The organism is Porcincola intestinalis (genome assembly GCF_009696445.1).
Lineage (GTDB): Bacteria > Bacillota > Clostridia > Lachnospirales > Lachnospiraceae > Porcincola > Porcincola intestinalis.
The window spans coordinates 66,404-91,082 of record NZ_VULZ01000002.1 but is presented as its reverse complement, the minus strand read 5'-3'; the positions used below and the strand labels follow the sequence as shown (position 1 = coordinate 91,082).

The window sequence follows — 24,679 nt, the reverse complement described above, 5'->3', positions numbered from 1 at the left end:
GAGACAGGTCAGCCCCACATCAAAGAGGAGAAGAGCGGATGAGTGTCAGAAGAGTCTATGCTGAGAAGAAGAAGGGGTTTCGCGGCGCGGCGGAGAGCCTGGCTCACGAGGTCAGGAATTATCTCGGGATTCCGGAACTGAAAGAGATTCGGATTCTGATCCGTTATGATGTCGAGAATATCAGCGATGAGGTGTTCCGGGAAGCCGAGAAGTGTGTCTTTTCGGAACCGCCTGTTGACGATCTCACGGAGGAAACCTTCCCTGTGGCAGATGACGAAAGGGTGTTTGCGGTCGAGTATCTGCCCGGACAGTTCGATCAGAGGGCGGATTCCGCCGAGGCCTGCGTGAAGCTTCTCGGAGAGAGAGGCGATGTCCGGATCCGCACAGCGACGGTTTATGTCTGCAGGGGGGGCCTCTCAGATGAGGAGATCGGCCGGATTGAGAGCTACGTGATCAACCCGGTTGATTCCAGACTGGCATCCCTGGAAAAGGCGGATACGCTCAAGCGCCGGTATGAACAGCCTGCAGACGTCAGTGTCTTTGATCATTTCCGCTCTCTTTCTGAGGAGAAACTCAGGTCGCTGTATGAATCCCTGAATCTTGCGATGACCTTCCGTGACTTTCAGTTCATCCAGACCTACTATCTGCAGGAGGCGCACAGAGATCCGACCGTAACGGAGATCCGTGTGCTGGACACCTACTGGTCGGACCACTGCAGACATACGACATTTGCAACGGAGCTCAGAACAATATCCATCGAAGATGGGCGATATAAAAAGCCGATTGAGGACACCCTCCGGCAGTATCTCTCCGATCGAAGGGCGGTTTACGGAGACAGAAAGGACAAATATGTCTGTCTGATGGACCTGGCGACCATGGGTGCCAGAGTCCTGAAGAAGGAGGGCAGACTGACCGACCAGGAGGACACGGACGAAATCAATGCCTGCTCCATCGTGGTTCCGGTCAAAATCGATGGGAAGACCGAGGAGTGGCTTGTGAATTTCAAGAACGAGACGCACAACCACCCGACCGAGATTGAACCCTTCGGCGGCGCGGCAACCTGTCTGGGCGGCGCGATCCGCGATCCGCTTTCCGGCAGAACCTATGTCTATCAGGCAATGCGCATCACAGGTGCGGCGGATCCCCGTCAGCCGATCGGTGAGACGATGAACGGAAAGCTGCCGCAGAAGAAGCTGGTCCGGGAGGCTGCGCATGGCTACAGCTCCTATGGAAACCAGATCGGGCTGGCGACCGGATATGTAAAGGAATTTTATCATCCGAATTATGTCGCAAAGCGGATGGAGCTTGGCGCAGTCATGGCGGCGGCTCCGAGAAAGAATGTCCTCCGCGCGGATTCGAGACCGGGAGACGTAATCATTCTGCTCGGCGGACGGACCGGACGGGATGGAATCGGGGGTGCGACCGGGTCCTCGAAGGCACACAACGCGCAGTCGATCGAGGTGTGCGGGGCCGAGGTTCAGAAGGGAAATGCACCCACAGAGCGAAAGCTTCAGCGAATGTTCAGGAGACCGGAGGTTTCGAAGCTGATCCGCAAGTGCAATGATTTCGGAGCAGGCGGCGTGTCTGTTGCGATCGGGGAGCTGGCAGTCGGGCTTGTCATTGACCTTGACAAGGTTCCGAAGAAATATGCCGGACTTGACGGAACCGAGATTGCGATTTCGGAATCTCAGGAACGGATGGCGGTCGTCATCGATCCGAAGGATGAGCCGGCTTTCATGAAATATGCGGCGGAGGAGAACCTTGAGGCCACGGAGGTGGCGAAGGTTACAGAGGAGCCCAGGCTGGTCATGAACTGGAGAGGGAAGACCATTGTCGACATTGAGCGGGCTTTCCTTGACACGAATGGAGCGCATCAGGAGACAGATGCCAGAATTGAAGAGCCTGATGAGCAGGCCCGGTTCTTTGAAAAAAAGCCGATCGACGAGGCGGAGGTCCGGGACAGGTGGCTCAGAAGTCTCTCTGATCTGAACGGCTGCTCGCAGAAGGGGCTTGTGGAGATGTTCGATTCCTCCATCGGTGCAGGGACGGTCCTCATGCCCTATGGCGGAAAGTATCAGCTGACAGAGACCCAGTCGATGGTTGCAAAGCTTCCGGTCCTGAAGGGAACATGTGACACGGTTACGATGATGGCAGCCGGGTTTGATCCCTGGCTTTCTTCCTGGAGCCCGTACCATGGCGCACAGTACGCTGTCCTGGAGTCTGTCGCGCGTATTGTTGCAGGCGGCGGAGACTGGAAGAAGATTCATTTTACCTTCCAGGAGTATTTCAGAAGGATGAGCACGGACCCGGAGAGATGGAGCCAGCCGCTGGCGGCACTGCTCGGGGCGTACGCCGCACAGCGGGGATTCGGGCTTGCCTCCATCGGCGGGAAGGATTCCATGTCAGGAACATTTGACGACATTGATGTGCCGCCGACACTCGTATCGTTCGCGGTCGATGTCAATGAACTTGGCAATATCATCTCACCGGAGCTGAAGAAGGCGGGATCAAAGCTTGTCCTGATCCAGGTCCCGAGGGATTCATACGATCTCCCGGACTATGAGGCGGCAAAAGAGCAGTATGGCAGGTTCTTTGAGGATGTGAAGGCCGGAAGAGTGATTTCTGCCTATGCGATCGACCGGATGGGGGTCGCGGCTGCCCTGTCAAAGATGGCGTTCGGCAATCATCTCGGCTTCCGGATCGAGCATTCGGTTGCACCTGAGGATCTGTTCTTCCCGGATTTCGGCGCAATTGTGGCAGAAGTACCGGACGGGAAGGTCTCAGAGCTTCAGACAGCCTATACGGTGGTCGGTGTTGTGACGGATGACCGGAAGCTGTCCTACAGGAGCATCACAATTCCGGTAGAGGAGGCGATATCCTCCTGGACTGGTACGCTGGAGCAGGTCTTCCACTCGCACCCGGGCAGGCCGGAGGAAAGCGCAGAGGCACCGGAAAAGCTTCCGATCTGCGAGGTGCCGCAGATTTCAGTCTGCACACATCATTTTGCACAGCCGAATGTCTTTATCCCGGTCTTCCCGGGAACGAACTGTGAGTATGATTCGGCCAAGGCCTTTGATGCTGCGGGAGCCAACACGGATGTGAAGGTTCTGCGGAGCCGGACAGCGGAAGAAATATCGGAATCGATCGATGAGTTTGCGGCATCGATCGACAAAGCCCAGATCCTCATGTTCCCGGGCGGATTTTCCGCAGGAGATGAACCGGATGGCTCTGCGAAGTTTTTTGCAACCGCCTTCCGAAACGAGAAGCTGAAGGAGGCTGTCACAAAGCTCCTGAACGAACGCGATGGTCTCATACTTGGCATCTGCAACGGTTTTCAGGCCCTGATCAAGCTGGGACTTGTGCCGTATGGCGGGATCGTCGGCCAGAAGGAGGATTCTCCGACGCTGACCTTCAATACCATTCACAGGCACATTTCGAGAATGGTATATACAAAGGTTGTTTCAAAGAAGAGCCCCTGGCTCAGCAGGGCAGAGGCAGGCGGTGTGTATGTGAATCCGGCTTCCCACGGTGAAGGCCGGTTCGTGGCGGATGAGGCCTGGGTACGGAAGCTGCTTGAAAATGGACAGGCAGCGACGATGTACTGCACACCGGAAGGAACGGTCACATCTGACAGTGAGTGGAACGTGAACGGCTCGGTCTGCTGTATTGAGGGGATCACGAGCCCGGACGGGCGGATCTTCGGAAAGATGGCACATGTCGAGCGCAGAGGCGAAGGTGTCGCGATCAATATCAGCGGCGAGCAGGACATGAAGGTATTTGAGAGTGGCGTTGACTACTTCAGGGTGTAAATGATTCATGGATAACGAAGAAATCAGGGAGCTTCTGAAGGAGCTTAAGGAAACATCAGACGAGAGTACGGCCGTAAGATCGAGGGTTGTGAAGATTCATTTCGACACGCGCCAGGAAGCGGAACGCCGGGCGCGTGAGAGAGAGAAGGCCCGGGAAGAAGCGGAAAGACAGCGCGAGAAGGAAGAGCAGGAGGAAAAAGAGCGGCAGGAAGCACTCAACCGGAAGGCGGAGGAGCAGACTGAAGCCATTGTCAGTGAGGCTAAAGCTGAGGCATCTGCGGTGTTCTCACCGGATCTTTCCACCGATATGGAGAAGCTGGAGGAGAAAAAGCCGGAGGAAACACAGCCGGAAGAGACAGATCTGAAGCTTCACTGGGGGATTGCGCGTCTTCCGAAGAGAGACGAGACCTCTGTCCGAGAAGCCGCGCAGCGGCGGCAACCGCCGAAGGAAAACGTCAGCTTCGAAGAGACGGCGGAGGAGGACGAAAATCCGGAAGAGGAAAACCCGGAAGAGGAAAACCCGAAAGAGATATCAGAGCAGGATCCCCTCCCCAGGCGTCTGGCCAAGAGAATCCGGGGCGGATTTGGAAGCCTGATCCAGCGCCTTTCCCGTGAAGATGAGAATCAAGATCAGGAAGGCGTACAGGAGGGATCGAAAGAAAAACGGAGATGGAATGACAGCCGTGACGACGATCCGGATGAGGAAGACGCGCTGGATGAGGATGAGTTCGGAGATGAGGAAGAACCGGAGCCATATGCGCCGAAGCCGCAGCCGGAAGGACGATCAGAGGAAGACGATATCGGAAAGCTTCTGTATGGAGTGCCGGCATCTCCGGAGATAGAGATGAGAGAGATTCATGCCCCGCAGCCTGAGGACGCATCCGAGAGGACAGAAACCGGCGCGGGAGCATCAGCGTCTGTCAGAACGGGAACGCAGGGGCAGAAAACATCAGCGTCTGTGCCGGAAGCATCACGAAAAACGGAGCAGCCGACAGACACTGCCGGTATCGAGTCAGACCGGCCTGAGGACGACTGGAAGAGGCGAATGGAGCAGCCTCCGCGTTTCAATCTTCGTCATGTCCGGATTCCGGATCTCCCGGTGAAGCAGTGGGTCCGCCCGGATGACGGGAAGAAGGAAGAGGAGCAGGCGGGTGCATTAAGGCGATCTCAGGAAAAGGATCCGTCCCTGGATGATTTTGAATCGGATGAGGCAGACTTCCGGTCTGAGAGACCGGCCGGGGAACCGGAAGGGGCGAAGAGACGGTTACGGAATGAAGAATCTTCGCTTTCAAAAATGCTTGAACGTGTGTCAGGTCTTTTTGGAACGAAGAGGAAAAGCGCTGCAGCCAGGAATCCAGGGGACAAACAGCCGATTGCGGAGGATGAGTCTGTACAGCCGGCTGATACAGCTGATAAAAATCCGCAGAAGACCACAGAAGCTGAAGAACCACAGCCGGAGATGAAGCCTGTCGTCAGCTGGCAGGACGGAACTCAGCCGGAGATGAAGCCTGCCGTCAGCTGGCAGAACGGAAATCAGACGGACGGCGAGCGTGCTCACCTGGCCGAGGGGGGTGAAGCGTCTGCAGCGGATCAGACACCGGCAGCGATGCCGCGAAGCATCGAAGTTGTCAATCTGAATGAGAATGCCAACCATAAACAGGTTGAGGTTATAGACCTTGATGGCTCAAAGACAGGTCCTCTGCCTGATCTGTCTGCCGCAGACAGCGGAAGCAGGAGAACGCAGGAAGGCGGGCGCCTTTCCCTGAAGGAAGCAGGGAGGAACTCAGGAGGATTCCTGGACGGTTTGAGCGGCAGGCTTTCCAAACTGAGAGCAGGGAAAAGCAGACAGGGAAAGAACCAGGCAAGCGTTTCGGAGATTCTCGGAACAGATCCGCGGGCAGAGCTGGCTTCAGCAAAAGCAGCCGGGATGAGGGAGACGACCCCGCAGGCCAGAAAAAAGAGAGGTCTGATCATGGCAGGCTTCCTGGCAGCAGGAATCCTCCTTGCCGTGCTTCTGATTTTCTGGGCGGCAGGTTCCGGCACGGACGGATCCGCGTCCTCGTCCGGAAGCGGCATCACAGCGGACGAGGGACTGACAGTCCGTATCCGGCGGCAGCCGACATCGTATACAACCTCCGGTGATGTGAACCTTTCGGTCCGTGCCCCGAAGACCATCCAGTCAATCACCGTTAATGGGGATGCAGTCAAGTTTTCCGGAGATAAAAAGACGGATATCACCGTTCGGGCAGCAGCTGGGACGCTGAAACTGATGGTTGTGTCGACAGACAAGGTCCGGAATGCCACGGTAAAGCTGGCATATGTGGATGCAGATCCGCCGGTTGTCACGGTTCATGAATCTGCCGGAAAGGTGACACTGGAGGCGACTGATGACTCATCCGGTGTGGCTGGCATCTACTATGGCGTGACGGGTCCTGCGTCGGATGTGCCGCTCTATCAGGCCTACACGCAGCCCTTTGAAGACGAGAAGAACCAGGTTTACTGGTGGTATGCAGTTGACAAGGCAGGGAATATGACAGCCCCGATGAGCGGAACGTTCACCGAGGCTGAGTCTCTCTCATTCTCAAAGAAGAGCTATTTTGTCACGCCGGGCAGCTCGATGACCATCCATGCGGATGTCAGACCGAAGAATGCGTATGTCAATCATCTTACATATACATCCTCGGATGAGAAGGTATTCCGGATCGATCAGGGGAACATCATTGTTCCGGTTTCTGAAGGGAAGGCAAAGGTGACGGCGTCTGCGGACGGCCTTCCGGATACGACAGCCGAGATTACTGTGTCGGACGCGAAAACGGTAACGATTACAGCAGTCGGAGACTGTACCCTCGGGACGGATCCGTCCCTGGCGGCTGACACCAGTTTCCCGGCTTTCCAGGCTGTCCACGGAGACAGCTACTTTTTCCAGAATGTGCGTGATATCCTCGGCCAGGACGATCTGACCATCGCGAATTTCGAGGGAACCCTGACGACATCCGATCAGAGGGCGAACAAGAAGTTTACATTTAAGGGGGACCCGGCTTATACGGCGATTCTGAAGGACGGGAGCATCGAGGCGGTGACACTTGCCAACAATCACACGATGGATTACGGCGAGCAGGGGCTGAAGGATACTGAGGATGCACTGACCGGCGCAGGGATTGCATGGTGCAGCGGAAATGATATCGCCTATCAGGAACTGAATGGAGTCAAATGTGCATTTATCGGCATCTATGCAGTTGAGAACGGGCTGGAGAGCCTGGACCAGCTGAAAAGTACTGTTAAGCAGGCGAAAGCGGAGAATGCCCAGCTTGTGGTCGTTGACTTCCACTGGAACTCGGAGCTGGTCGAGGAGCCAAATGAGGATATGGTGACGCTGGGACATGCGGCAGTTGATGCCGGCGCGGATCTGGTCGTCGGCTCCCATTCCCACATCGTGTCCGGCATTGAAAAGTACAATGGAAAGTTCATTGTGTATGGACTTGGAAACTTCTGCTTTGGCGGGAATCTGCACCCGAGAGACATGGACGCCATGATGTTCAGACAGACCTTTACGGTCACCGGAGATGGCGCGCAGAAGGATGACAATATCGCTATTATTCCGGTCTGCGTCAGCTCGGACAGCAGTTATAACAATTACCAGCCGACACCGGTTTCCGGAAGCGCGGCGGATCAGATCATGCAGAAGATCAATGCGAGGAGCAAACAGTTCGGTACGACATGGGATTCGTACATGAAAGAGGCCTCTTGAACAGAAAAAAACGAAAAGTCCGGCGGAATCTTCCGCCGGACTTTTGCATTTCAGGAGGATATACCATTTCAGGACACAGAAGACAGCGGCAGTCATACAAGCAGGAACAGTACTCGATTCGGCGACTCCGCCGTCATCTCGTGCTCCGTGCTTGATGATGAGCGGCCGCCAGGAACCTTCACAAAAAAAGGGAAGCCCCTAAAGGCTTCCCGAACGTAGCGGAGAGGAGATTCGAACTCTTGACACTGCGGGTATGAACCGCATGCTCTAGCCAACTGAGCTACTCCGCCATATATGGATTCTGACTTCTGATGGGACCTACAGGGCTCGAACCTGTGACCCCCTGCTTGTAAGGCAGATGCTCTCCCAGCTGAGCTAAGATCCCACAATCTTCAATCAGAATGGCAATCTGTTCTCTCGAACGCGATGACTTTGCTATCATACATGCCGAGAGACAGATTGTCAAGATGTTTTATAAAAATATCGGCAAAAATTCAGCCCTCATCCGCTTCAGTCTCAGATTCACGGTAGTAGGTACCGTTGATGGCAGACTGCGAGGCATCATCTCCGCCCACCGTCACCTTGAGAATGTCTCCCGAAACGGAAAATGTGATTGTGTAGTCATCATCTCCTTTGTACACAGCTGTCTGTCCGGAAACCTGTGCACTGCCATGGATACCGCAGCTGGCGAAAGAAAAGGACAAATCGGTGTCGTTATCAAGGCTGAGTGTGACGGATTCGCTGTCGTCCTCCTTGCTGAAGGAGCCGGTAAACTGATCAACACCCTGCTGTGTATCGCTGGAATCATCATCCGCATCTGCGTCATAGATGGAAGGAGTATCATCCTCAGCACCATTCTGATGCTGCTCATCGTAGGTGACGATGTCCCCTCTGTCGGACGTACCGGAGCCTGCCGATGTCCGACTCTGCGTGGTACTCTGTGTATTCTGGGCAGCCTGGCCTGCTGATGGCTGACCAGCCTGGTCTGTCGTCCCGGTCTGCCCGTCTGCTGATGAAAGAACGAGATCCGGACGAGCATCCGCTGAACCGGACGAGGCTGCTGACTGGGTGGCAGAACCGCCCTGCGCTGCAGGGGTCTGGCTGCCGCTGCTCAGATTGCCGGACTGTGTACTGGTACAGCCGGAGAGAAGCACGCCTGTCAGGCTGAGGACAGCTCCGAGCAAAACGCCATACTTTCCATATCTTTTGATCATTCGAAGTTACCTCCTGTCATCCCTTTATACCATTAATCGGCTGCTTTGTCACAGGTACAGGAGAAACTTAAGAAAAATATGCGGAAGACGGGACATTATCCGACCCGGGCAACAAGAGAGGGAACAGAAGACTCAGCGTCAGCTTGAGCAGGCCGCTCCGGACATCCGGAAGCCGGACTTGCCGGAGGTTGTGACGGAAGACAGGCAAGTGTTGTAAAAATGACCGGAGCTGACAGACAGTCAGGAAAGAAACGGCCTGAGCGTTCGATTTCCCGGTGCCGGCGGACAAGATTTCGCCTCGAGCGCCCGGCGTCGGGAGAAAGGTTTTCATAGACTGTCTCGGCGTTGAGGCCGTTCCAGGAGGGCCGGTTCCGATAGATCTGGATGGAGGACCACCAGTAGTCAAAGGCAGCCCGTACATAGCCCAGATCCCGCGCAACAAGGTGGACATAGATCAGGGCATCCACGATTTCATCCTTGCCGTTCAACAGACAGAGGGTGAGTTTCAGGTTTGAGCCATTCTGAAAGAATCGGCGGTCATCCTGTGTCAGACAGTCAGTTTTCAAATAATGCTGAAGGATGATGAGAACATCCCGGCAGGCCTCTTCTTCTGTATAGGCTCCGAACTTACCAATCACCAGGAAAGCCCGGTCGCTGAAAATGGAGAAGGCATATACTTCGATCCCGAGCCGGCGTTTTTCGTCAAGGACAGAGTCGATGAACTGTTTCTTGCTGGCTTCGTCCCACAGAAGCATGCTGCCGAATTCCATCATGATGTAAACGACTTGATTGCCGGATAAGAGTCGTGGCGCCATGTCATCTCCTTTCACTGCACTCCGGGTCAGACTGATTTATGGATCAGACGATTGTGCAGAATGAAAACAGTTAAACAATAATAGGAACAGATATCATGATAACAGGGAAAAGATGAAAGACAAATGGACAAATTATATGAAAAATTAGAATAATATATAGAAAACGTGCATAAATAATCTTTTTTCAGTCAGAAAAGACGGTTGTCTGACAGGACTGACGCGGAGGATGCGTCTGAAGAGGGTAGATTCAGAGATGGAAGTTCATCGATGATTTTCGATGCCAGAAGGGCACGCTTGATCATATATGCGGTTTCCGGATAACGGATTTCGACATCGGACAGACTGGAACTGTCGTAGGGACGGCCGCTGACGAAGGCATTCACAAGCTTCCAGATTTCCTCCGCTTCCAGATTGTGCTCGGCGTGTGCTTCTGCCTGCTCGATCTGACCCTGGTCCCGCATCAGATGCAGACGGAAATCATGCTCAATCAGCGTCGCGTTCAGGGTTTCAAGCATCATGGAAAAGTGCTCTGTGTCCCAGGCAGAAAGGTACATACACTTGCAGAGCCCCTTGGTGAAGAATGGCTTGTCAAAATAACAATCCAGAAGATCGTAGAAGCGGTGTCTGTGCCCGTCATTCTCAAACAGGTTATGATGTGCCAGATTCAGGATACACTTTTCTGTCCACTTCATGACGACCGCTCCCCCTCGAAGATCCTTCCTTTGATATTGACCACTATAGCGATTTTTAAGCTGACAGACAAGCCCTTGACACGCAGAATCCCCTCGCTCATAATCGGGAATAAATGAAGGCATCGGACGGCTGGAAGATGCATCGGACAGCCGGAATCAAAGTGGAAAAGCTGGAAGCGAGGTGTCAGTATGGGTTGGAGCAATCTGGGACAGAAACTTGCCAGGATCGGACGCGATACAAAGAATGGTGTTCAGAAGATGAGCGACAGCGTCTCCATCAAGGGACGAATCTCTGCAGAGAAGCGTTCTCTTGAAAGACTTTTTGCAGTCATCGGGGAAAGTGTCTACAAGGAGAATCCGGACAGTCCGAGGAATGGACTGGAGGATGAGTATGCGGCTGTAAAGGTTGCATATGCGAATATCGAAAAGTATTCAAAGCAGCTTGACGAGGTCAACGGGATTGTCTACTGTCCGAACTGTGGCAAGCCGGCTGATCCGGGAGACAAGTTCTGTGCGAAGTGCGGGGCAAGACTGTCGCCGGAGGAAGGGGCCGGGGCAAAGGTTGCCCAGGATTTTCGGGAAGTCGGGCAGGAAGTCGGGAAGCTTGCGGGAAGTGCAGCAGACAAAACAGGAGAGTTTTTCGGGAGCGCGGCGGCAAAGACGAAGAACGGGTTCACAAGCCTGAAGGAGCGCAGTGCGAAGTTTGTGAAGGATACGTCCAGAAAGCTGACCCGAAGGATGGAGGATGTCCCACAGGATCCGGAGCTGACCGGAAATCTCCAGGCAGAGCAGACGGAGACGGGCGTAGACACGGAAGCGCAGCCGGCAGATGCAGCACTGGCGCAGCAGGCAGCAGACACCGAGGTACCTGCACATCAGGCGAAAGACACTGAAATACACGCGCAGCAGGCATCAGACATTGAAATGCCCGCGCAGCAGGCAGAGGCAGAAACTGCAGAGACACCTGCCGCAGAACAGGAGAAGGCAGCAGAAGCGTTTGCAAAGGATATGAAACAGGCAGATAAGACTGCGGAGGATGGAAAGGACAGGAAAACAGAGTCATGACGCGTACATACCGGATCTTCATCATCAACCCCGGATCGACATCCACCAAACTGTCGCTATTTGAGAATGATAAAAACATCTATACGACAGACGTCTTCCACGACTCGAAGGTTCTTCTTTCATTTCCAACCATCAATGACCAGCTGGATTACCGCATGAAGGTTATCTACGATTTCCTGAAGGAGGATCACATCGACCTGACCGGCATCGATGCGGTTGTCGGCCGGGGCGGGGGCTGCTATGCGGTGCCCGGAGGCATATACCAGATCGATGAGCGACTGATTGCGGATACAAGAGCGGCCAGGGGCGGGCTGTACCACGCGTCCATGCTGGGCGTCCAGATGGCGAACGAGGTGCATCAGAAATACGGTGGAATCATGATCATGATGGATCCTCCGGTTGTTGACGAGCTCTGCGATGATGCGCGTATCACAGGGCTGAAAGGGGTCTACAGACGGGCGGTCTCTCATGCCCTGAACCTGAAGGCGACAGCCAGAACCCACGCAAAACGGATGGGAAAGCGGTATGAGGACTGCAACTTCATCGTCTGTCATATCGACGGCGGCATATCGGTGACGGCACATGAACATGGAAGGATGATCGATGGAAATGATGCCGGCGGTGGTGAGGGACCATTTACGCCGACCAGAATGGGCAGCCTTGCGGTGACGGACGGAAGGCGGGTTCTGCTTGGCCGCACGGACCGCGAGATCCGGGATCTCTGCTCACAGGCAGGCGGCCTGTCCTCCTGGTTTGGAACATCCAACTCTGACAAGGTGCATCGGATGGTTGAGAATGGCAATGAGACAGCCATCCGGGTCTGGAATGCGATGATTTACCAGATCATCAAGTGGATCGGGATGATGAGCACACCGCTGAAGGGGCAGGTTGACGCCATCCTTCTGACCGGCGGACTGCTCCGGTTCCCGGAGATCGGAAAACGGATCGAAGAAAGCTGCAGTTTCATAGCCCCGGTGTACCAGTATCCGGGGGAGTTTGAGCAGGAGGCGATGGCAGCCGGTGCCATGCGGATTCTGACCGGCGAGGAGCAGGTGAAGACTTATCCGGGCAAACCAGTCTGGAGCGGTTTTGACAGCTGACAAGGCTGACAAAAAAATTTCGGGAGCCCTCCGATTTCCGAAAGAAATGCTTTGACATTCTGCGTGATTGGTGGTATTGTCTTCCATAACGGCGAAGGCGCTGACAGATGGGTTCATCTGTCAGCGCCTTTTTTGCTTCCAGAATCAATACGCAGGTCGTTTTGCAGGCATCGGGAGGGTTCACTATGTGTTCGATCATGTGTTTCACAGATAAGGCACTGAAGCCGGATGAGTTCCGGGAGGCGTTTGACCGCACGATTCCGCGCGGACCGGACAAAAGCGCGATCACAGAGACTGCGTCGGGATATCTGTGTTATCATCGGCTGGCGATCATGGATATGTCAGACAGAGGCATGCAGCCGTTTGTGAAGGATGGCAACATGGCGATCTGCAACGGTGAGATTTACGGATTCCGCATCCTGATGGGGCAGCTGAAGAACCTGGGATACAAGTTTTCCTCCGTTTCAGACTGCGAGGTCCTTCTTCCGATGTATGAACAGTATGGAACCAGGATGTTCCGCAAGCTGGATGCCGAGTACGCTCTCGTGATTTATGACGGGGCGCATGACCGTTATATCGCAGCACGTGACCCGATCGGGATTCGCCCGCTGTTCTACGGTTTTTCGAAGAAAACCGGATCGATCATATTTGCTTCGGAGGCCTGCAACCTTATTGGCCTGTGTGACCGCATCAAGCCATTTCCGCCCGGATACTACTACATCGGAAAGGCTGGGGCAAAAGAGGGTGAGGGCATCTTCACCCGCTATATGGACATCACGACGGTTGAGGACTACAACCAGGACAGCCTTGAAATTGCATGCCGGACGATCCGCGAAAAGCTGATCAAGGGAGTTGACAAGCGGCTTGATGCCGACGCACCGCTGGGCTTTCTGCTCTCAGGCGGACTCGACTCATCGCTTGTCTGCGCCATATCCGCAAAGATCCTCGGGAAGAAGATCCGGACCTTCGCAATCGGGATGGACAAGGATGCCATAGACCTGAAATATGCGAGAGAGGTTGCAGACTTCATCGGCGCCGAGCACACGGAGGTCTATATGACTGCGCAGGAGGTGATTGACTATCTGCCGACGGTCATCAAGACACTTGGAACCTGGGATATCACGACGATCCGCGCAAGCATGGGTATGTATCTGTGCTGCAAGGCGATTCACGAGCAGACAGATGTCCGGGTTCTGCTGACCGGGGAGATTTCCGACGAACTGTTCGGCTACAAGTACACAGACTTTGCACCGACAGCGGAAGCCTTCCAGGCGGAGTCCAAGAAGCGTGTCGATGAGCTGTACATGTATGACGTCCTTCGTGCGGACAGATGCATCGCGGACAACAGTATCGAGGCGCGTGTTCCATTCGGAGATCTGGAATTCGTGCACTATGTCATGAGTATCAACCCGAAGATGAAGATGAACACCTATAACATGGGAAAGTATTTACTCAGACATGCCTTCGAGAAGGACCATATTCTTCCGGAGAACATTCTGTGGAGGCAGAAGGCAGCCTTCTCTGATGCAGTCGGACACTCGATGGTCGATGACCTGAAGGCCTACGCCGAGACAAAGTATACAGATGAGGAGTTTCAGAAACGCGCGGCGAAGTACGGTTACTGCAGGCCGTTTACAAAGGAAAGCCTGCTGTACCGCGAGATTTTCGAGGAATACTACCCGGGACAGGCGGAAATGATCAAGGATTTCTGGATGCCGAATAAAAGCTGGAAGGGCTGCGACGTCAACGATCCGTCCGCCCGTGTTCTCTCCAACTACGGAGACAGCGGTGTCTGAAAAGTGAACAACAGGCAGCGAAGCAGCCCGTCAGGGCTGCTTTTTTTATGATGGCTGCCGTTCATCATCGAGTGCGGAGTACGAGATAACGACGGAGCCTCCGAATCGAGGTCTGTGTATTTCACCTGTTCTTCAAATTGTGCAAAATTAAATTTGCTGCATATTTATTAGCACTCATGTATTGACACTGCTAACAAGCGGTGCTATTGTACTGTATGAGTCCAGCCGCGATGCCTTTTGCCGAAGGCAGTGAAGCAGTGCGGGACTTATACAGTACGGCAGGGCCTGAGTGACAGCAGCAGGTATGAGTTTGGAAACGCCGCGAAAGCAGTGCGGAACTCATACAGCATGAATGGCCCGAATGAAATGAGAGAAGATAAGGGGGAATCGCGAATGATTACAGTACCTGTTTATAACATGATCATACTCCCGAATATTTCGCTGACCTTTAAGAAAGACTTTTTTGACGATGCGTCCACGACAGACATCCATGAGGGGGACGACGTCCTTTTCGTTTTTCAGAAGGAATCCAAGAAAAAGGAAAACCTGACGAAGGATGATTTCTATCCGATCGGAGTCTCAGGCAGAGTTCAGTCGGTTGATTCGGATGGAGATGTGACCATCGAAACACTGGGACGGATGGATCTCGGAGAGGTTGAGATCAGCGGTGAGGAGATTTATGTGCCTTCCGTCCTGCGCGAGGATGTTCAGGATGTTCCGGAAGAGGAGATGAACAAGCGCCTCAACGCCATGAAGGGAAGATTATTTGAATTCCTGAAGAAGTTCCCATGGGGGCTGATGGCACGGCAGTACGTCAACCGGTGGAAGAGCCTTGAGGAGGCTGCTACAGCGCTGTCCTCCTATCTGAGCCTGGATCCGGAGGAACGCTTTCATTTTCTCGAGGTGAACAAGGAATCGGAGCGCCTCGACATGATTGAGAAGGCTATCTACGGGTTTATCGCGGAGTCCGATGTCACCAGCGAGGCGGAGGACGCAGCGAAGAAGACGAACGAGAAGCTCTACAGGGAGGATGCGCTGAAGAAGCAGATTGATTTCCTGCAGAAGCAGCTCGATGAGATGCATCCGGAGAATGTCTCCGATGTGCGCCGCTTCCAGGAAAAGATCGAGAAGTCCGGCATGAACGAGACCGCCCGCAAGGAGGCGGACAAGGTTCTGCAGCGGATGAAGCAGGAGGGGAAGGAAGGCCATGAGTACGGAATGCTTTATGACTACCTGGACTTCGTGACCTCGCTTGACTGGAAGAAAGCAAGATCGAAGAAAATTGACCTGAAAAAGGCGCAGGAGATCCTGGATGAGGATCACTATGGACTGAAGAAGGTCAAGAACCGTGTGATTCAGCAGCTTGCGGTCATGAGCCTGAACAGGAAACAGTCCGGCTCGATTCTTCTGTTCGTAGGAGCGCCTGGAACCGGCAAGACGAGCATCGGACAGAGCATCGCAAAGGCACTTGGAAGAAAGTATGTTCGCATTTCTCTTGGAGGCGTGCGCGATGAGGCGGAAATCAGAGGCCACCGCAGAACCTATATCGGGGCAATGCCCGGACGCATTATGAATGCAATGAAGACAGCCGGTACCTCGAATCCGGTCATCGTGCTGGACGAGGTAGACAAGCTGAGCCGGGACTACAACGGCGATCCGGCGTCTGCTCTCCTCGAGGTGCTCGATCCGGAGCAGAACTTCAGCTTCACGGATCACTACATGAATGTTCCATATGATCTGTCTGATGTACTGTTTGTCTGCACAGCGAACACGACGGACACAATCCCGGAACCGCTGCTGAACCGTATGGAGGTCATCCAGTTCCCGGGATACACAGCGGTTGAGAAATTCCAGATCGCAAGGCGCCATCTGCTTCCGAGAGCGATGAAGGCAGCCGGAATCACCGCTGACCAGCTTGAGGTCACCGATGACGCGATCCGGACTGTCATATCGGGATACACGATGGAGTCCGGTGTCCGCGGGCTGAAGAAGCAGATGGACACGCTCTGCAGATACGCAGCCGTCCGGATTGTGGAGCAGTCCCAGGAGAGCACGGACAAGAAGTCAACCGCCCTGAGCCTGCCGCAGGGTGAGGCAGGCAGCACGAGTGCGGGTAAAAGTGATCGCCAGGAACTCCGGATTGTGGTTGGGAAGGATGACGTGCGGCAGTATCTGGATCAGCATCCGATCCACCACGACTCTATTCTGGAGGAAAAGAAGCCCGGTATTGTGACAGGGCTTGCATGGACCGCAGCCGGCGGAGAGATTCTTTTCATTGAGACACTGTTCACCAAGGGGAACGGGAAAGTGATCATCACCGGACAGCTTGGCGATGTGATGAAGGAATCTGTGCAGATTGCGATTTCCCTTGTCAAGGCGATGTATCCAGAGAAGGAAGAGCTGTTTGAGAAAAATGATCTTCACATCCATGTCCCGGAGGGGGCGATCCCGAAGGACGGACCGTCGGCTGGTATCACGCTGACGACAGCGCTGGCATCCCTCGTCACAGGCAGAGAGGTCAGCCCGGAGTGGGCGATGACCGGAGAGGTCTCACTTCGCGGAGGTGTCATGCCGATCGGAGGCCTTCCGGAGAAGCTGATGGCTGCGCAGCGGGCGGGGATCAAGCGGGTCTTCGTTCCGTATGAGAATGTGGAGGATCTTGACGAGGTCGCAGATGAGGTAAAGGAAGCACTTGAGATCTTCCCGGTCAGGAAGGTTCGGGATGTGCTGGAGAAGCTGAACCTGGAGCCCAGCCAGTCTGACAGCACCGGAAAGGGCGGGACTTCGGGTAAGAAGGGCTCCGCGAAGAAAAAGGCGGAGAAAGCTCCCATACCGGCAGATCCTTTCGGCAATCTGAAGGCATTCTGGGGCGAGAAGGGTGTGACGGAGGTCCCGCTCAGACCGCTTGACACAGGAAGAAACCCGCAGGTACATGAGGAGACCGGACGCTGACGAAGCGTGGATTCAGGCCGCAGGCAGCAATCTGCCTGCGGCTTTTTTGAATCGTTTAAAAGCGACCGCTCATCATCGGGCGCGGAGCACGAGATGACGGCAGCACCGGATGGAGGCGTTCTTGCCCGAGGGGTGTTTCTCTGATAAAATGTTCACCGGTGCCGCAAATCGCGATTCTGTTCCTGCACGAAAGACGCAGGATAGCGGGCCTGACAGGCTGATTGTGAATGAGGGATGGTGCGGCATCAGGGGATGAAAGTGAAGACAGGGGATTATAAATCATGAACAAGAAGGAAATATCAGAGATCAAGAAACAGCTGACCGTGCAGAAGAATACCTTCACCCGCATTGCAGGCTGCTACGTCAGTGCCGAGAAAGAGAAGATTACAACGTTCTCGCAGATGTTCCAGCGTCTGGAGGAAGAGGAGATGTTCAAGTACTTTGAAATCTTCCGCAAAACCCTGTCCGGGACGCTGGGAAAAAATCTGATCAACATGGACTTTCCGATGGAGAGCGAGGAGGAGGACGGGACGCAGGCATTTCTGTACCGCCTGGCGAAAAGCGAGCTGGAGGACGAGGAGCTTCTGGATGCTTTCTATAATAAGGTCATCGAAAGCTATACGACTGGCGAAAACTATTTGATCCTTCTTCTGTACAACAACTATGATGTTCCGGGGAAGACGACGGATGAGATCGAGATGCTGGATGCGTCCAGCTCCGTGTTCAGCTACTTCCAGTGCGCGATCTGCCCGGTCGATCTTTCGAAGCCGGCACTTTCCTATGCCCCGGCAGAGCAGGTGTTCAAAAACCGGGAGCGGGACTGGGTGGTGGCGATGCCGGAGGTTGGTTTCATGTTTCCGGCTTTCAATGACAGAGCGGCGGATATTCACCATACGCTCTACTACTCGAAGGATTCGGAGGATCTCCACTTCGATCTGACGGACAAGCTGCTGGGCTGCCAGGCACCGCTTTCCGCAGGACTTCAGAAGGAAGCATTTCAGACGGTCGTTGAGGAGACGCTCGGCCGGGACTGCAGCTTTGAGACAGTGCGGAACCTGCACGACAGTCTCCAGGAAATTCAGCAGCAGGCGAAGGACGCGGACAGCCCGGACCCGGTTTCACTCGACAAGGTCACGATGCGGAATTTGCTTGAGAAGAGCGGCGCCAGCCCGGAGGACATGCACACATTTGACCAGAGTTTCGAGGAAAATGCAGGCGAGAAGGGAACGCTGATGCTTTCCAATGTCTGCAGCAGCCGGAAATTCGAGGTCCATACGCCGGATGTCACGGTGACGGTCAGCCCGGACCGGACAGACCTGGTCCGCACGCAGATCATCGACGGGCGGGAATGCCTTGTCATCCCGATCTCGGATGATGTGCAGGTCAACGGCATCACAGTGAAGCACCTGACGCCCGGTGCGGACGGACAGAAAGGGGAATAAGCATGAGAGTCGGAACCGGTTATGACGTGCACAGACTTGTCGAGGGAAGAAAACTCATCCTTGGCGGAGTGGAGATTCCGTATGAGAAGGGACTCCTTGGACACTCGGATGCAGATGTGATCCTGCATGCGATCATGGACGCTCTGCTCGGCGCGGCAGCGCTGGGGGACATCGGGCAGCATTTTCCGGACAAGGATCCGGCCTATGAAGGCATATCCAGCCTGAAGCTTCTGGGAAAGGTTGCAGAGCTTCTAGATGAGCACAACTACGTGATCGAGAACATTGACTCGACAATCATTGCGCAGAGACCAAAACTGATGCCCTATCTGCCGCAGATGCGGCAGCATGTTGCGGATACGCTTCATCTGGACCTTTCCCAGGTCAGCATCAAGGCGACAACGGAGGAGGGACTTGGATTCACAGGAAATGGAGATGGCATCGCCGCACAGGCAGTCTGCTGCCTCTCCAGCCTCCGGGATGCAGTCACAGATGACAGAATGCAGCCGGCTGGCGGCTGCGCAGCCTGCCCGCGGACACGCATGGCACAGAACGGCGTCTGAGGACGGCAGGGCTCAGCCTGCAGTCAGGAACAGGAGACGGCACGCAGCATGAAGGTGAATGCCGGGCACCTGAGAATGGCAGGGTTTAACCGGCAGTCAGGCAGGCGGATGCATGGAAGCGGCATGGCGCAGAGCGGCGGCTGAACCTGCCAGATGGGAAGATGAAGCCGGGGCCGGGCAGCAGGGTGACACGCCGGGCGGCTTCGGCGCACAGAAGGCCAGTGAAAAATAGGCGGAAAGGACTGCATGGAATTTCTGAGACTTCCGAGAGAACAGAATATCCTGACGAAACCGCTGTATGAGGAGGTTTTTCCGGAGGATAAAGGGGCGTTCTCGGACTATTATTACCAGGAGGTTGCCCCGGAGAGCGCGATCTATGCGGCCCGACAGGCCCGGGAGGATATCTGCTCAATGGTGCATCTGAATCCGACGAGACTTCTCTGGAACGGTGAACAGATCACGATTCCTTACATTGTTGCGGTGGCAACGAGAAAGGAGCTTCGGCACAGAGGACTGATGCGAAGCCTTCTGGACATGATTTTCCGGGACCTGGAGGCAGAGGGGGTTCCATTTGCCTTCCTGATGCCGATTGACGAAGCCATCTACAAGCCGTTTGGGTTTGAGAGAACCTGGAGCTGGCAGTGGGAGGAACATGTGCTCTGCGGGGAGACAGGAGGAGACAGGAAATATGTGGCAGCCGCCTCGCTGAGTGACGGAGAGCTGGCTTCTTTTGCGGATCGTGTCAACCGCACACTGAGCAGGCGCTTTGAACTGTTCACGGAACGTTCTCTTTCCTATTACAGACGTCTCGAGAAGGAACAGAGGGCTTCCGGCGGGGAGCTGCAGATTCTGCTGGAAGGCGGAAAGCCGGCTGCGGCGGTTCAGACTGCAAGGGAAGCCTATCCGCCGATGATGTGCCGGATCATGAACCGCGAAGCGTATGAGAGACATCTGCGCTCTGCTTCTGACACGCCCTTCAGACACGCATACGTCTGTGAAGTTGTCTGAAAGGCAGGATGAGCAAAAGACGGGCAGATCGGATGACCGTCTTGCCCGCAGCACCTTAGGGACTGTCCGGGAGATGTGACGACTGCCTCTGGCTGATATTGACAAGCGAAAGCGGGACAGATACACTGAAAAGTGCTGAAAAATGCACGTTTATCAAACATTCTGTGAGGAGATTGACCATGCTTCTTTACAACACACTGACAAAAAAACGAGAGGAATTTGTCCCGATCACGCCGGGAAAGGTCTCGATGTATGTCTGCGGACCGACCGTCTACGACTTCATTCACATCGGGAATGCCCGGCCGATGATCGTCTTCGATACACTGAGACGCTATTTTGAACACAAGGGCTACGAGGTCAACTACGTTTCCAATTTTACCGACGTGGATGACAAGATCATCAAGAAGGCGAATCAGGAAGGCGTCACGGCAGCGGAGATTTCCGAGCGCTACATCAAGGAATGCAAGAAGGACATGGAAGGGATGAATGTCCGGCCGGCGACAACCCATCCGCGTGCGACGCAGGAGATCGGCGGCATGATCAGCATGATTGAGGAGCTGATTGAGAAGGGATATGCCTACGAAGAGGACGGAACCGTCTACTTCAGCACGCGCAAGGATCCGGGATACGGGAAGCTTTCCCACAAGAACTTGGACGATCTTCGCTCCGGAGGCCGGGATCTCAAGGTGACGGGCGAGGACGAGAAGCATGACCCGCTTGACTTTGTGCTCTGGAAGCCGAAGAAGGAAGGCGAACCGTTCTGGAATTCACCGTGGGGCGAAGGCAGACCGGGCTGGCACATCGAGTGCTCCGTCATGGCAAAGCATTATCTGGGAGATACGATCGATATCCATGCCGGCGGGGAAGATCTGGTGTTCCCGCACCATGAGAATGAAATTGCACAGTCCGAATGCGCAAATGATGTTCCATTTGCACACTACTGGCTTCACAATGCGTTTCTGAACATTGATAACCGCAAGATGTCCAAGTCGCTCGGAAACTTCTTCACAGTCAGGCAGATCGGGGAGAAGTACGATCTGATGGTCCTTCGTCTGTTCATGCTCAGCGCGCACTATCGTTCCCCGCTGAACTTCTCGAAGGAGCTGATGGATTCCGCAAAGGCAGCATACGAGCGGATCACGAACGCTGTCGACAACCTGGATTATCTTCTGTCTGTTGTAAAGACAGAGGCTGCATCCGACGAGGAGAAGAAGAAAATCGCCGAGGTAAAGGGGTTCACGGAGAAGTTTGACGCGGCGATGGACGATGATGTGAATACAGCGGACGCGCTTTCCGTTGTCTTTGACCTTGTCCGTTTTGCGAATGCCGAGGCATCGGCAGAGAGCTCGAGGGAATTTATCGGGGCGGTCAAAGAGGAGCTTCTGGAACTGTGCGATATTCTTGGCCTGAAGGTCGAGAAGAAGAAGGAGGTTCTTGATTCTGAGATCGAGGAGCTGATTGCACAGCGTCAGGCAGCCAGAAAGGCAAGGGACTTCGCGAAGGCGGACGCGATCCGCGACCAGCTCCAGGGAATGGGGATCACCCTCCTCGATACCCGGGAAGGGGTCAAATGGAAGAAAGCGTGACGGTTCTGGAGACGGCGGAGGAGTCCGCAGCAGCGGACCTGCAGACAATTGTCGATCATTACTGCGGGCTGCCGCAGAAAGACTGGATGCAGTATTCTCCCCTGACGCTTGCCTGGATCGGGGATACTGTGTTTGATCTGATTGTGCGGACTGCGCTCGTGAAGCAGGCCAATATGCAGACAGAGAAGCTTCACAGGCAGGCGGCTGCCCTTGTGAATGCCAGAATGCAGGCGGAGGGAGCGCTTCGAATCCGTGCGTCTTTCAGTGCGGAAGAAGAAGCTGTCTATAGAAGGGGCAGGAATTCAAACCCTCATCACACCGCGAAGAATGCAGACAGGGAGCAATACCTCGAGGCAACCGGCTTCGAGGCACTGCTTGGTTATTTATATCTGAGGAGACGTTACAGCCGGATCATGGAGCTGGTAAAGGCGGCATATCCGGCTCTGTAAGTATGGAAAGCGGCAGAACATGTAGCGGATTGTGTCCAGCCCTGCGGGTGGAGCACAGGATCAGGCCTGAATGCAGATTTACAGGAGAAGCTGCAGATCAGCCACCGGACGAAGATGCATACAAAATAGGATAGATATGGAAAACAGCCAGAATACAGAAGAAGAACAGCTGATCATTGAGGGCAGAAATCCTGTGCGGGAGGCATTTCGCGCAGGACGCACGATCGACAGGTTGTATGTGCAAGACGGACTCAAGGATGGACCCGTTCTCGCGCTTGTCAGCAAGGCAAGAAAATCGGATGTCATTGTGACCTTTGTCTCAAAAGAACGTCTTGACGAGATGTCAGAGACCGGAAAGCATCAGGGCGTGGTCGCTCAGTGCGCTGCCTACGCCTACGCGGAGGTGGAGGATCTGCTTGAGCGGGCGCGGGAGAAGGGAGAGGCGCCGTTTTTCTTTCTGCTCGACGACATTGAAGATCCCCACAACCTCGGCGCGATTATCCGTTCTGCCAATCTGATGGGCGCGCATGGCATCATCATTCCGAAGAGAAGGGCAGTCGGCCTGACGGCAACCGTCGCCAAGGCTTCGGCAGGAGCACTCAACTACACACCCGTTGCACGGGTTGCGAATCTTTCACAGACCATCGAACAGCTGAAGAAGGAAGGCATGTGGTTTGTCTGTGCAGACATGGACGGGGAACTGATGTATGATCTGAATCTGACCGGCCCGATCGGGGTTGTGATCGGCAATGAAGGAAATGGTGTCAGCCGCCTGGTGAAGGAGAAGTGCGATTTTACCGCGCGGATCCCGATGAACGGGGATATCGACTCACTGAATGCGTCAGTTGCAGCCGGCGTGCTTGGCTATGAAATTGTCAGGCAGAGAATGAAGAAGGGCTGAGGCGTTGACGATGAAGAAGAAGTACGTTGTGTTCGGTGTCGACCGGTTTGGAGCAGCGGTAGCCAGAACACTTGAGAAGGGCGGCAGCCAGGTGATTGCCGTGGACATTGATCCGGTGAAAATCCAGCAGATTGCGGAGGATGTCAGCTATGCGATGACGGCAGATGTCCTGGACCCGGAGGCCATCGAGGGACTCGGTCTGAAAAACATCGATGGAGCAGTGATCACGATGGTCGATCATATGGAAGCCTCCATCGTCTCTGCGATGACCTGTGTGGACAGACATTTTCCGTATATCCTTGCAAGAGCAAAGAATGAAGTCCACGGGCGGATCCTGGAGAAAATCGGAGTGGACCGGATTGTCTATCCGGAGCAGGAGATGGGAACGCGTGTCGGGAAGTTCATGGATGACCGGGACTTCATGGACTGGATCGAGCTCTCACCGGAATACAGCCTGGTGGAGGTCCGTGTTCCGGAGGAATGGATCGGGAAGACGCTCACGCAGCTCAATCTCAGGAGAACGTGCTGCTTTAATGTGGTCGGGCTGAAGGATGAGGACGGCATCATTGTCACGCCGGATCCGGATATGCCGCTCACTGCGAATCTGATGATGTACATCATCGGCCACAATGCGGATCTGGAGAAGATCAAGCAGTAAAATTTCTACTGGGCAGCGCAGGGATGCTGTGCTATAATATTTTTCTATCTGGGCATACCAGAATCAAACAATCAGTGAGGAAGCAGGGAGATTGCAATCATGAAAGTCTTTGTTACAATCATTTTTATTCTGATCAGTGTCGCGCTGACCGCGATTATCCTGATGCAGGAAGGCAAGGATGCCGGACTTGGAACCATCGGCGGAATCGGTGAAACCTACTGGGCAAAGAACAAGTCCAGATCGGTAGAGGGCAACATGGTCCGGTTCACAAAGCTGCTGGCTGCAATCTTCCTTGTACTTGCCGTTCTTCTGAATATGATGCCGGACAAGAATACGACGGCAGCAACAACGACAGCGCAGACGGAAGCGGCTGTTTCCTCCACAGAGAGCGAGACTGCAGCGGTATCTTCCACTGAAGCAGAGGCAGGCGCAGAGAAGAGCGGGACAGAAGCGGAGACCGCCGTTCAGAAGGAAACCCTCCTTGCAAACACCGAGCAGGGAACGGAAGCCAACTAAGAAGGCTAACGAAGAAAAGAGTGTCAGCCGAAAAAGTGTTTGACACACATCTGGCTTTATGGTAGATTATAGAAGTTGACGGCAAGTGCCGTCAATCAGCTGCTGTGGCTCAGTCGGTAGAGCGTCACATTGGTAATGTGGAGGTCACCAGTTCGATTCTGGTCAGCAGCTTGACCGCAAACCCTTATAAATCAAGGGTTTGCGGTATTTTTTTGCCCTGAAAAAAGTGGCTTGAAAGTCTCCCCAGGGAGACCTTGCCTAACATTTGCCTAACAATTTTTTCATTTCTTCCGCCGGGACGTGTTCTGAAGCGATGTGAAACGTTCCGATCGAGCCCATTCAGGCATTCTTGCCTTTAAAAATCCACA

The 24,679-nt window shown here is 54.4% G+C and carries 17 protein-coding genes and 3 tRNA genes; 15 read left to right on the top strand and 5 right to left on the bottom strand.

The genetic code is table 11. From position 1 onward, the window contains the following. Nucleotides 1–38 precede the first annotated feature (38 nt). Both FYJ35_RS02540 and FYJ35_RS02535 read left to right on the top strand, forming a co-directional pair. Nucleotides 39–3,809 (top strand): phosphoribosylformylglycinamidine synthase, encoded by a 3,771-nt coding sequence (locus FYJ35_RS02540; RefSeq protein ID WP_154522681.1) that lies wholly within the window; start codon nucleotides 39–41, stop codon nucleotides 3,807–3,809. Nucleotides 3,810–3,816: 7 nt separating this feature from the next. Further along, nucleotides 3,817–7,557, top strand: coding sequence for a CapA family protein (locus FYJ35_RS02535; protein ID WP_154522678.1), 3,741 nt, complete (start codon nucleotides 3,817–3,819; stop codon nucleotides 7,555–7,557). A 216-nt stretch (nucleotides 7,558–7,773) separates the two neighbouring features. Here the strand turns inward: FYJ35_RS02535 and FYJ35_RS02530 are convergent. From FYJ35_RS02530 to FYJ35_RS02510, 5 genes are all read right to left on the bottom strand, one after another. Next, nucleotides 7,774–7,847, bottom strand: a tRNA-Met gene (locus FYJ35_RS02530). 22 nt (nucleotides 7,848–7,869) lie between these two features. Further along, nucleotides 7,870–7,942 (bottom strand) — tRNA-Val (locus FYJ35_RS02525). 109 nt (nucleotides 7,943–8,051) lie between these two features. Continuing rightward, a complete protein-coding gene (locus FYJ35_RS02520) occupies nucleotides 8,052–8,771 on the bottom strand; it encodes a hypothetical protein (protein WP_154522675.1) in 720 nt (239 codons plus the stop codon). A gap of 95 nt (nucleotides 8,772–8,866) precedes the next feature. Beyond that, on the bottom strand, nucleotides 8,867–9,586 hold the full coding sequence (locus tag FYJ35_RS02515) for a hypothetical protein (protein WP_154522672.1): 720 nt from the start codon (nucleotides 9,584–9,586) through the stop codon (nucleotides 8,867–8,869). A 188-nt stretch (nucleotides 9,587–9,774) separates the two neighbouring features. After that, nucleotides 9,775–10,278, bottom strand: a complete 504-nt coding sequence (locus tag FYJ35_RS02510) for a hypothetical protein (RefSeq protein ID WP_154522669.1) — start codon at nucleotides 10,276–10,278, stop codon at nucleotides 9,775–9,777. A gap of 189 nt (nucleotides 10,279–10,467) precedes the next feature. Here FYJ35_RS02510 and FYJ35_RS02505 point away from each other — a divergent pair, with 189 nt between their 5' ends. The 13 genes from FYJ35_RS02505 to FYJ35_RS02445 all read left to right on the top strand — a co-directional run bounded on the left by FYJ35_RS02505 (nucleotide 10,468) and on the right by FYJ35_RS02445 (nucleotide 24,482). Then, nucleotides 10,468–11,343, top strand: a complete 876-nt coding sequence (locus FYJ35_RS02505; RefSeq protein ID WP_154522666.1) for a zinc ribbon domain-containing protein — start codon at nucleotides 10,468–10,470, stop codon at nucleotides 11,341–11,343. Next, nucleotides 11,340–12,443, top strand: coding sequence for a butyrate kinase (gene buk, locus FYJ35_RS02500; protein WP_154522663.1), 1,104 nt, complete (start codon nucleotides 11,340–11,342; stop codon nucleotides 12,441–12,443). The genes FYJ35_RS02505 and buk overlap by 4 nt, the downstream gene beginning before the upstream one ends. Before the next feature lie 185 nt (nucleotides 12,444–12,628). Further along, nucleotides 12,629–14,239, top strand: coding sequence for an asparagine synthase B (gene asnB, locus FYJ35_RS02495; RefSeq protein ID WP_154522660.1), 1,611 nt, complete (start codon nucleotides 12,629–12,631; stop codon nucleotides 14,237–14,239). 393 nt (nucleotides 14,240–14,632) lie between these two features. Continuing rightward, nucleotides 14,633–17,191, top strand: a complete 2,559-nt coding sequence (lon, locus tag FYJ35_RS02490) for an endopeptidase La (RefSeq protein ID WP_154522657.1) — start codon at nucleotides 14,633–14,635, stop codon at nucleotides 17,189–17,191. A gap of 281 nt (nucleotides 17,192–17,472) precedes the next feature. Beyond that, nucleotides 17,473–18,633 carry a DUF4317 domain-containing protein gene (locus tag FYJ35_RS02485; protein WP_154522654.1) on the top strand — a complete coding sequence of 387 codons (1,161 nt, stop codon included), beginning with the start codon at nucleotides 17,473–17,475 and terminating at the stop codon, nucleotides 18,631–18,633. Between the two features lie 2 nt (nucleotides 18,634–18,635). Then, nucleotides 18,636–19,193, top strand: a complete 558-nt coding sequence (ispF, locus tag FYJ35_RS02480) for a 2-C-methyl-D-erythritol 2,4-cyclodiphosphate synthase (RefSeq protein ID WP_154522651.1) — start codon at nucleotides 18,636–18,638, stop codon at nucleotides 19,191–19,193. 246 nt (nucleotides 19,194–19,439) lie between these two features. Beyond that, nucleotides 19,440–20,201, top strand: coding sequence for a GNAT family N-acetyltransferase (locus FYJ35_RS02475; RefSeq protein WP_154522648.1), 762 nt, complete (start codon nucleotides 19,440–19,442; stop codon nucleotides 20,199–20,201). 179 nt (nucleotides 20,202–20,380) lie between these two features. Next, on the top strand, nucleotides 20,381–21,787 hold the full coding sequence (cysS, locus tag FYJ35_RS02470; protein WP_154522645.1) for a cysteine--tRNA ligase: 1,407 nt from the start codon (nucleotides 20,381–20,383) through the stop codon (nucleotides 21,785–21,787). Continuing rightward, complete coding sequence (locus FYJ35_RS02465; protein ID WP_154522642.1) at nucleotides 21,772–22,236, top strand: Mini-ribonuclease 3; 465 nt, start codon at nucleotides 21,772–21,774, stop codon at nucleotides 22,234–22,236. Before cysS ends, FYJ35_RS02465 begins: the two co-directional genes overlap by 16 nt. A gap of 136 nt (nucleotides 22,237–22,372) precedes the next feature. Beyond that, the gene (rlmB, locus tag FYJ35_RS02460) at nucleotides 22,373–23,137 is read left to right on the top strand and encodes a 23S rRNA (guanosine(2251)-2'-O)-methyltransferase RlmB (protein ID WP_154522639.1); all 765 of its coding nucleotides are present in this window, start codon (nucleotides 22,373–22,375) and stop codon (nucleotides 23,135–23,137) included. 10 nt (nucleotides 23,138–23,147) lie between these two features. Next, the gene (locus tag FYJ35_RS02455; RefSeq protein ID WP_154522636.1) at nucleotides 23,148–23,795 is read left to right on the top strand and encodes a potassium channel family protein; all 648 of its coding nucleotides are present in this window, start codon (nucleotides 23,148–23,150) and stop codon (nucleotides 23,793–23,795) included. A gap of 99 nt (nucleotides 23,796–23,894) precedes the next feature. Then, nucleotides 23,895–24,311: a preprotein translocase subunit SecG gene (gene secG, locus FYJ35_RS14925; RefSeq protein ID WP_154522633.1), complete on the top strand. Its 417-nt coding sequence runs from the start codon at nucleotides 23,895–23,897 to the stop codon at nucleotides 24,309–24,311. A 98-nt stretch (nucleotides 24,312–24,409) separates the two neighbouring features. Further along, nucleotides 24,410–24,482 (top strand) — tRNA-Thr (locus FYJ35_RS02445). The last annotated feature ends 197 nt before the right edge of the window (nucleotides 24,483–24,679 follow it).

Coding starts and splice junctions, on each gene's coding strand:
- secG (WP_154522633.1), top strand. CDS start 23,895: ATGAAAGTCTTTGTTACAATCATTTTTATTCTGATCAGTGTCGCGCTG.
- FYJ35_RS02535 (WP_154522678.1), top strand. CDS start 3,817: ATGGATAACGAAGAAATCAGGGAGCTTCTGAAGGAGCTTAAGGAAACA.
- FYJ35_RS02455 (WP_154522636.1), top strand. CDS start 23,148: ATGAAGAAGAAGTACGTTGTGTTCGGTGTCGACCGGTTTGGAGCAGCG.
- FYJ35_RS02505 (WP_154522666.1), top strand. CDS start 10,468: ATGGGTTGGAGCAATCTGGGACAGAAACTTGCCAGGATCGGACGCGAT.
- FYJ35_RS02540 (WP_154522681.1), top strand. CDS start 39: ATGAGTGTCAGAAGAGTCTATGCTGAGAAGAAGAAGGGGTTTCGCGGC.
- FYJ35_RS02515 (WP_154522672.1), bottom strand. CDS start 9,586: ATGGCGCCACGACTCTTATCCGGCAATCAAGTCGTTTACATCATGATG.
- asnB (WP_154522660.1), top strand. CDS start 12,629: ATGTGTTCGATCATGTGTTTCACAGATAAGGCACTGAAGCCGGATGAG.
- FYJ35_RS02510 (WP_154522669.1), bottom strand. CDS start 10,278: ATGAAGTGGACAGAAAAGTGTATCCTGAATCTGGCACATCATAACCTG.
- lon (WP_154522657.1), top strand. CDS start 14,633: ATGATTACAGTACCTGTTTATAACATGATCATACTCCCGAATATTTCG.
- FYJ35_RS02465 (WP_154522642.1), top strand. CDS start 21,772: ATGGAAGAAAGCGTGACGGTTCTGGAGACGGCGGAGGAGTCCGCAGCA.
- buk (WP_154522663.1), top strand. CDS start 11,340: ATGACGCGTACATACCGGATCTTCATCATCAACCCCGGATCGACATCC.
- FYJ35_RS02485 (WP_154522654.1), top strand. CDS start 17,473: ATGAACAAGAAGGAAATATCAGAGATCAAGAAACAGCTGACCGTGCAG.
- rlmB (WP_154522639.1), top strand. CDS start 22,373: ATGGAAAACAGCCAGAATACAGAAGAAGAACAGCTGATCATTGAGGGC.
- FYJ35_RS02475 (WP_154522648.1), top strand. CDS start 19,440: ATGGAATTTCTGAGACTTCCGAGAGAACAGAATATCCTGACGAAACCG.
- cysS (WP_154522645.1), top strand. CDS start 20,381: ATGCTTCTTTACAACACACTGACAAAAAAACGAGAGGAATTTGTCCCG.
- ispF (WP_154522651.1), top strand. CDS start 18,636: ATGAGAGTCGGAACCGGTTATGACGTGCACAGACTTGTCGAGGGAAGA.
- FYJ35_RS02520 (WP_154522675.1), bottom strand. CDS start 8,771: ATGATCAAAAGATATGGAAAGTATGGCGTTTTGCTCGGAGCTGTCCTC.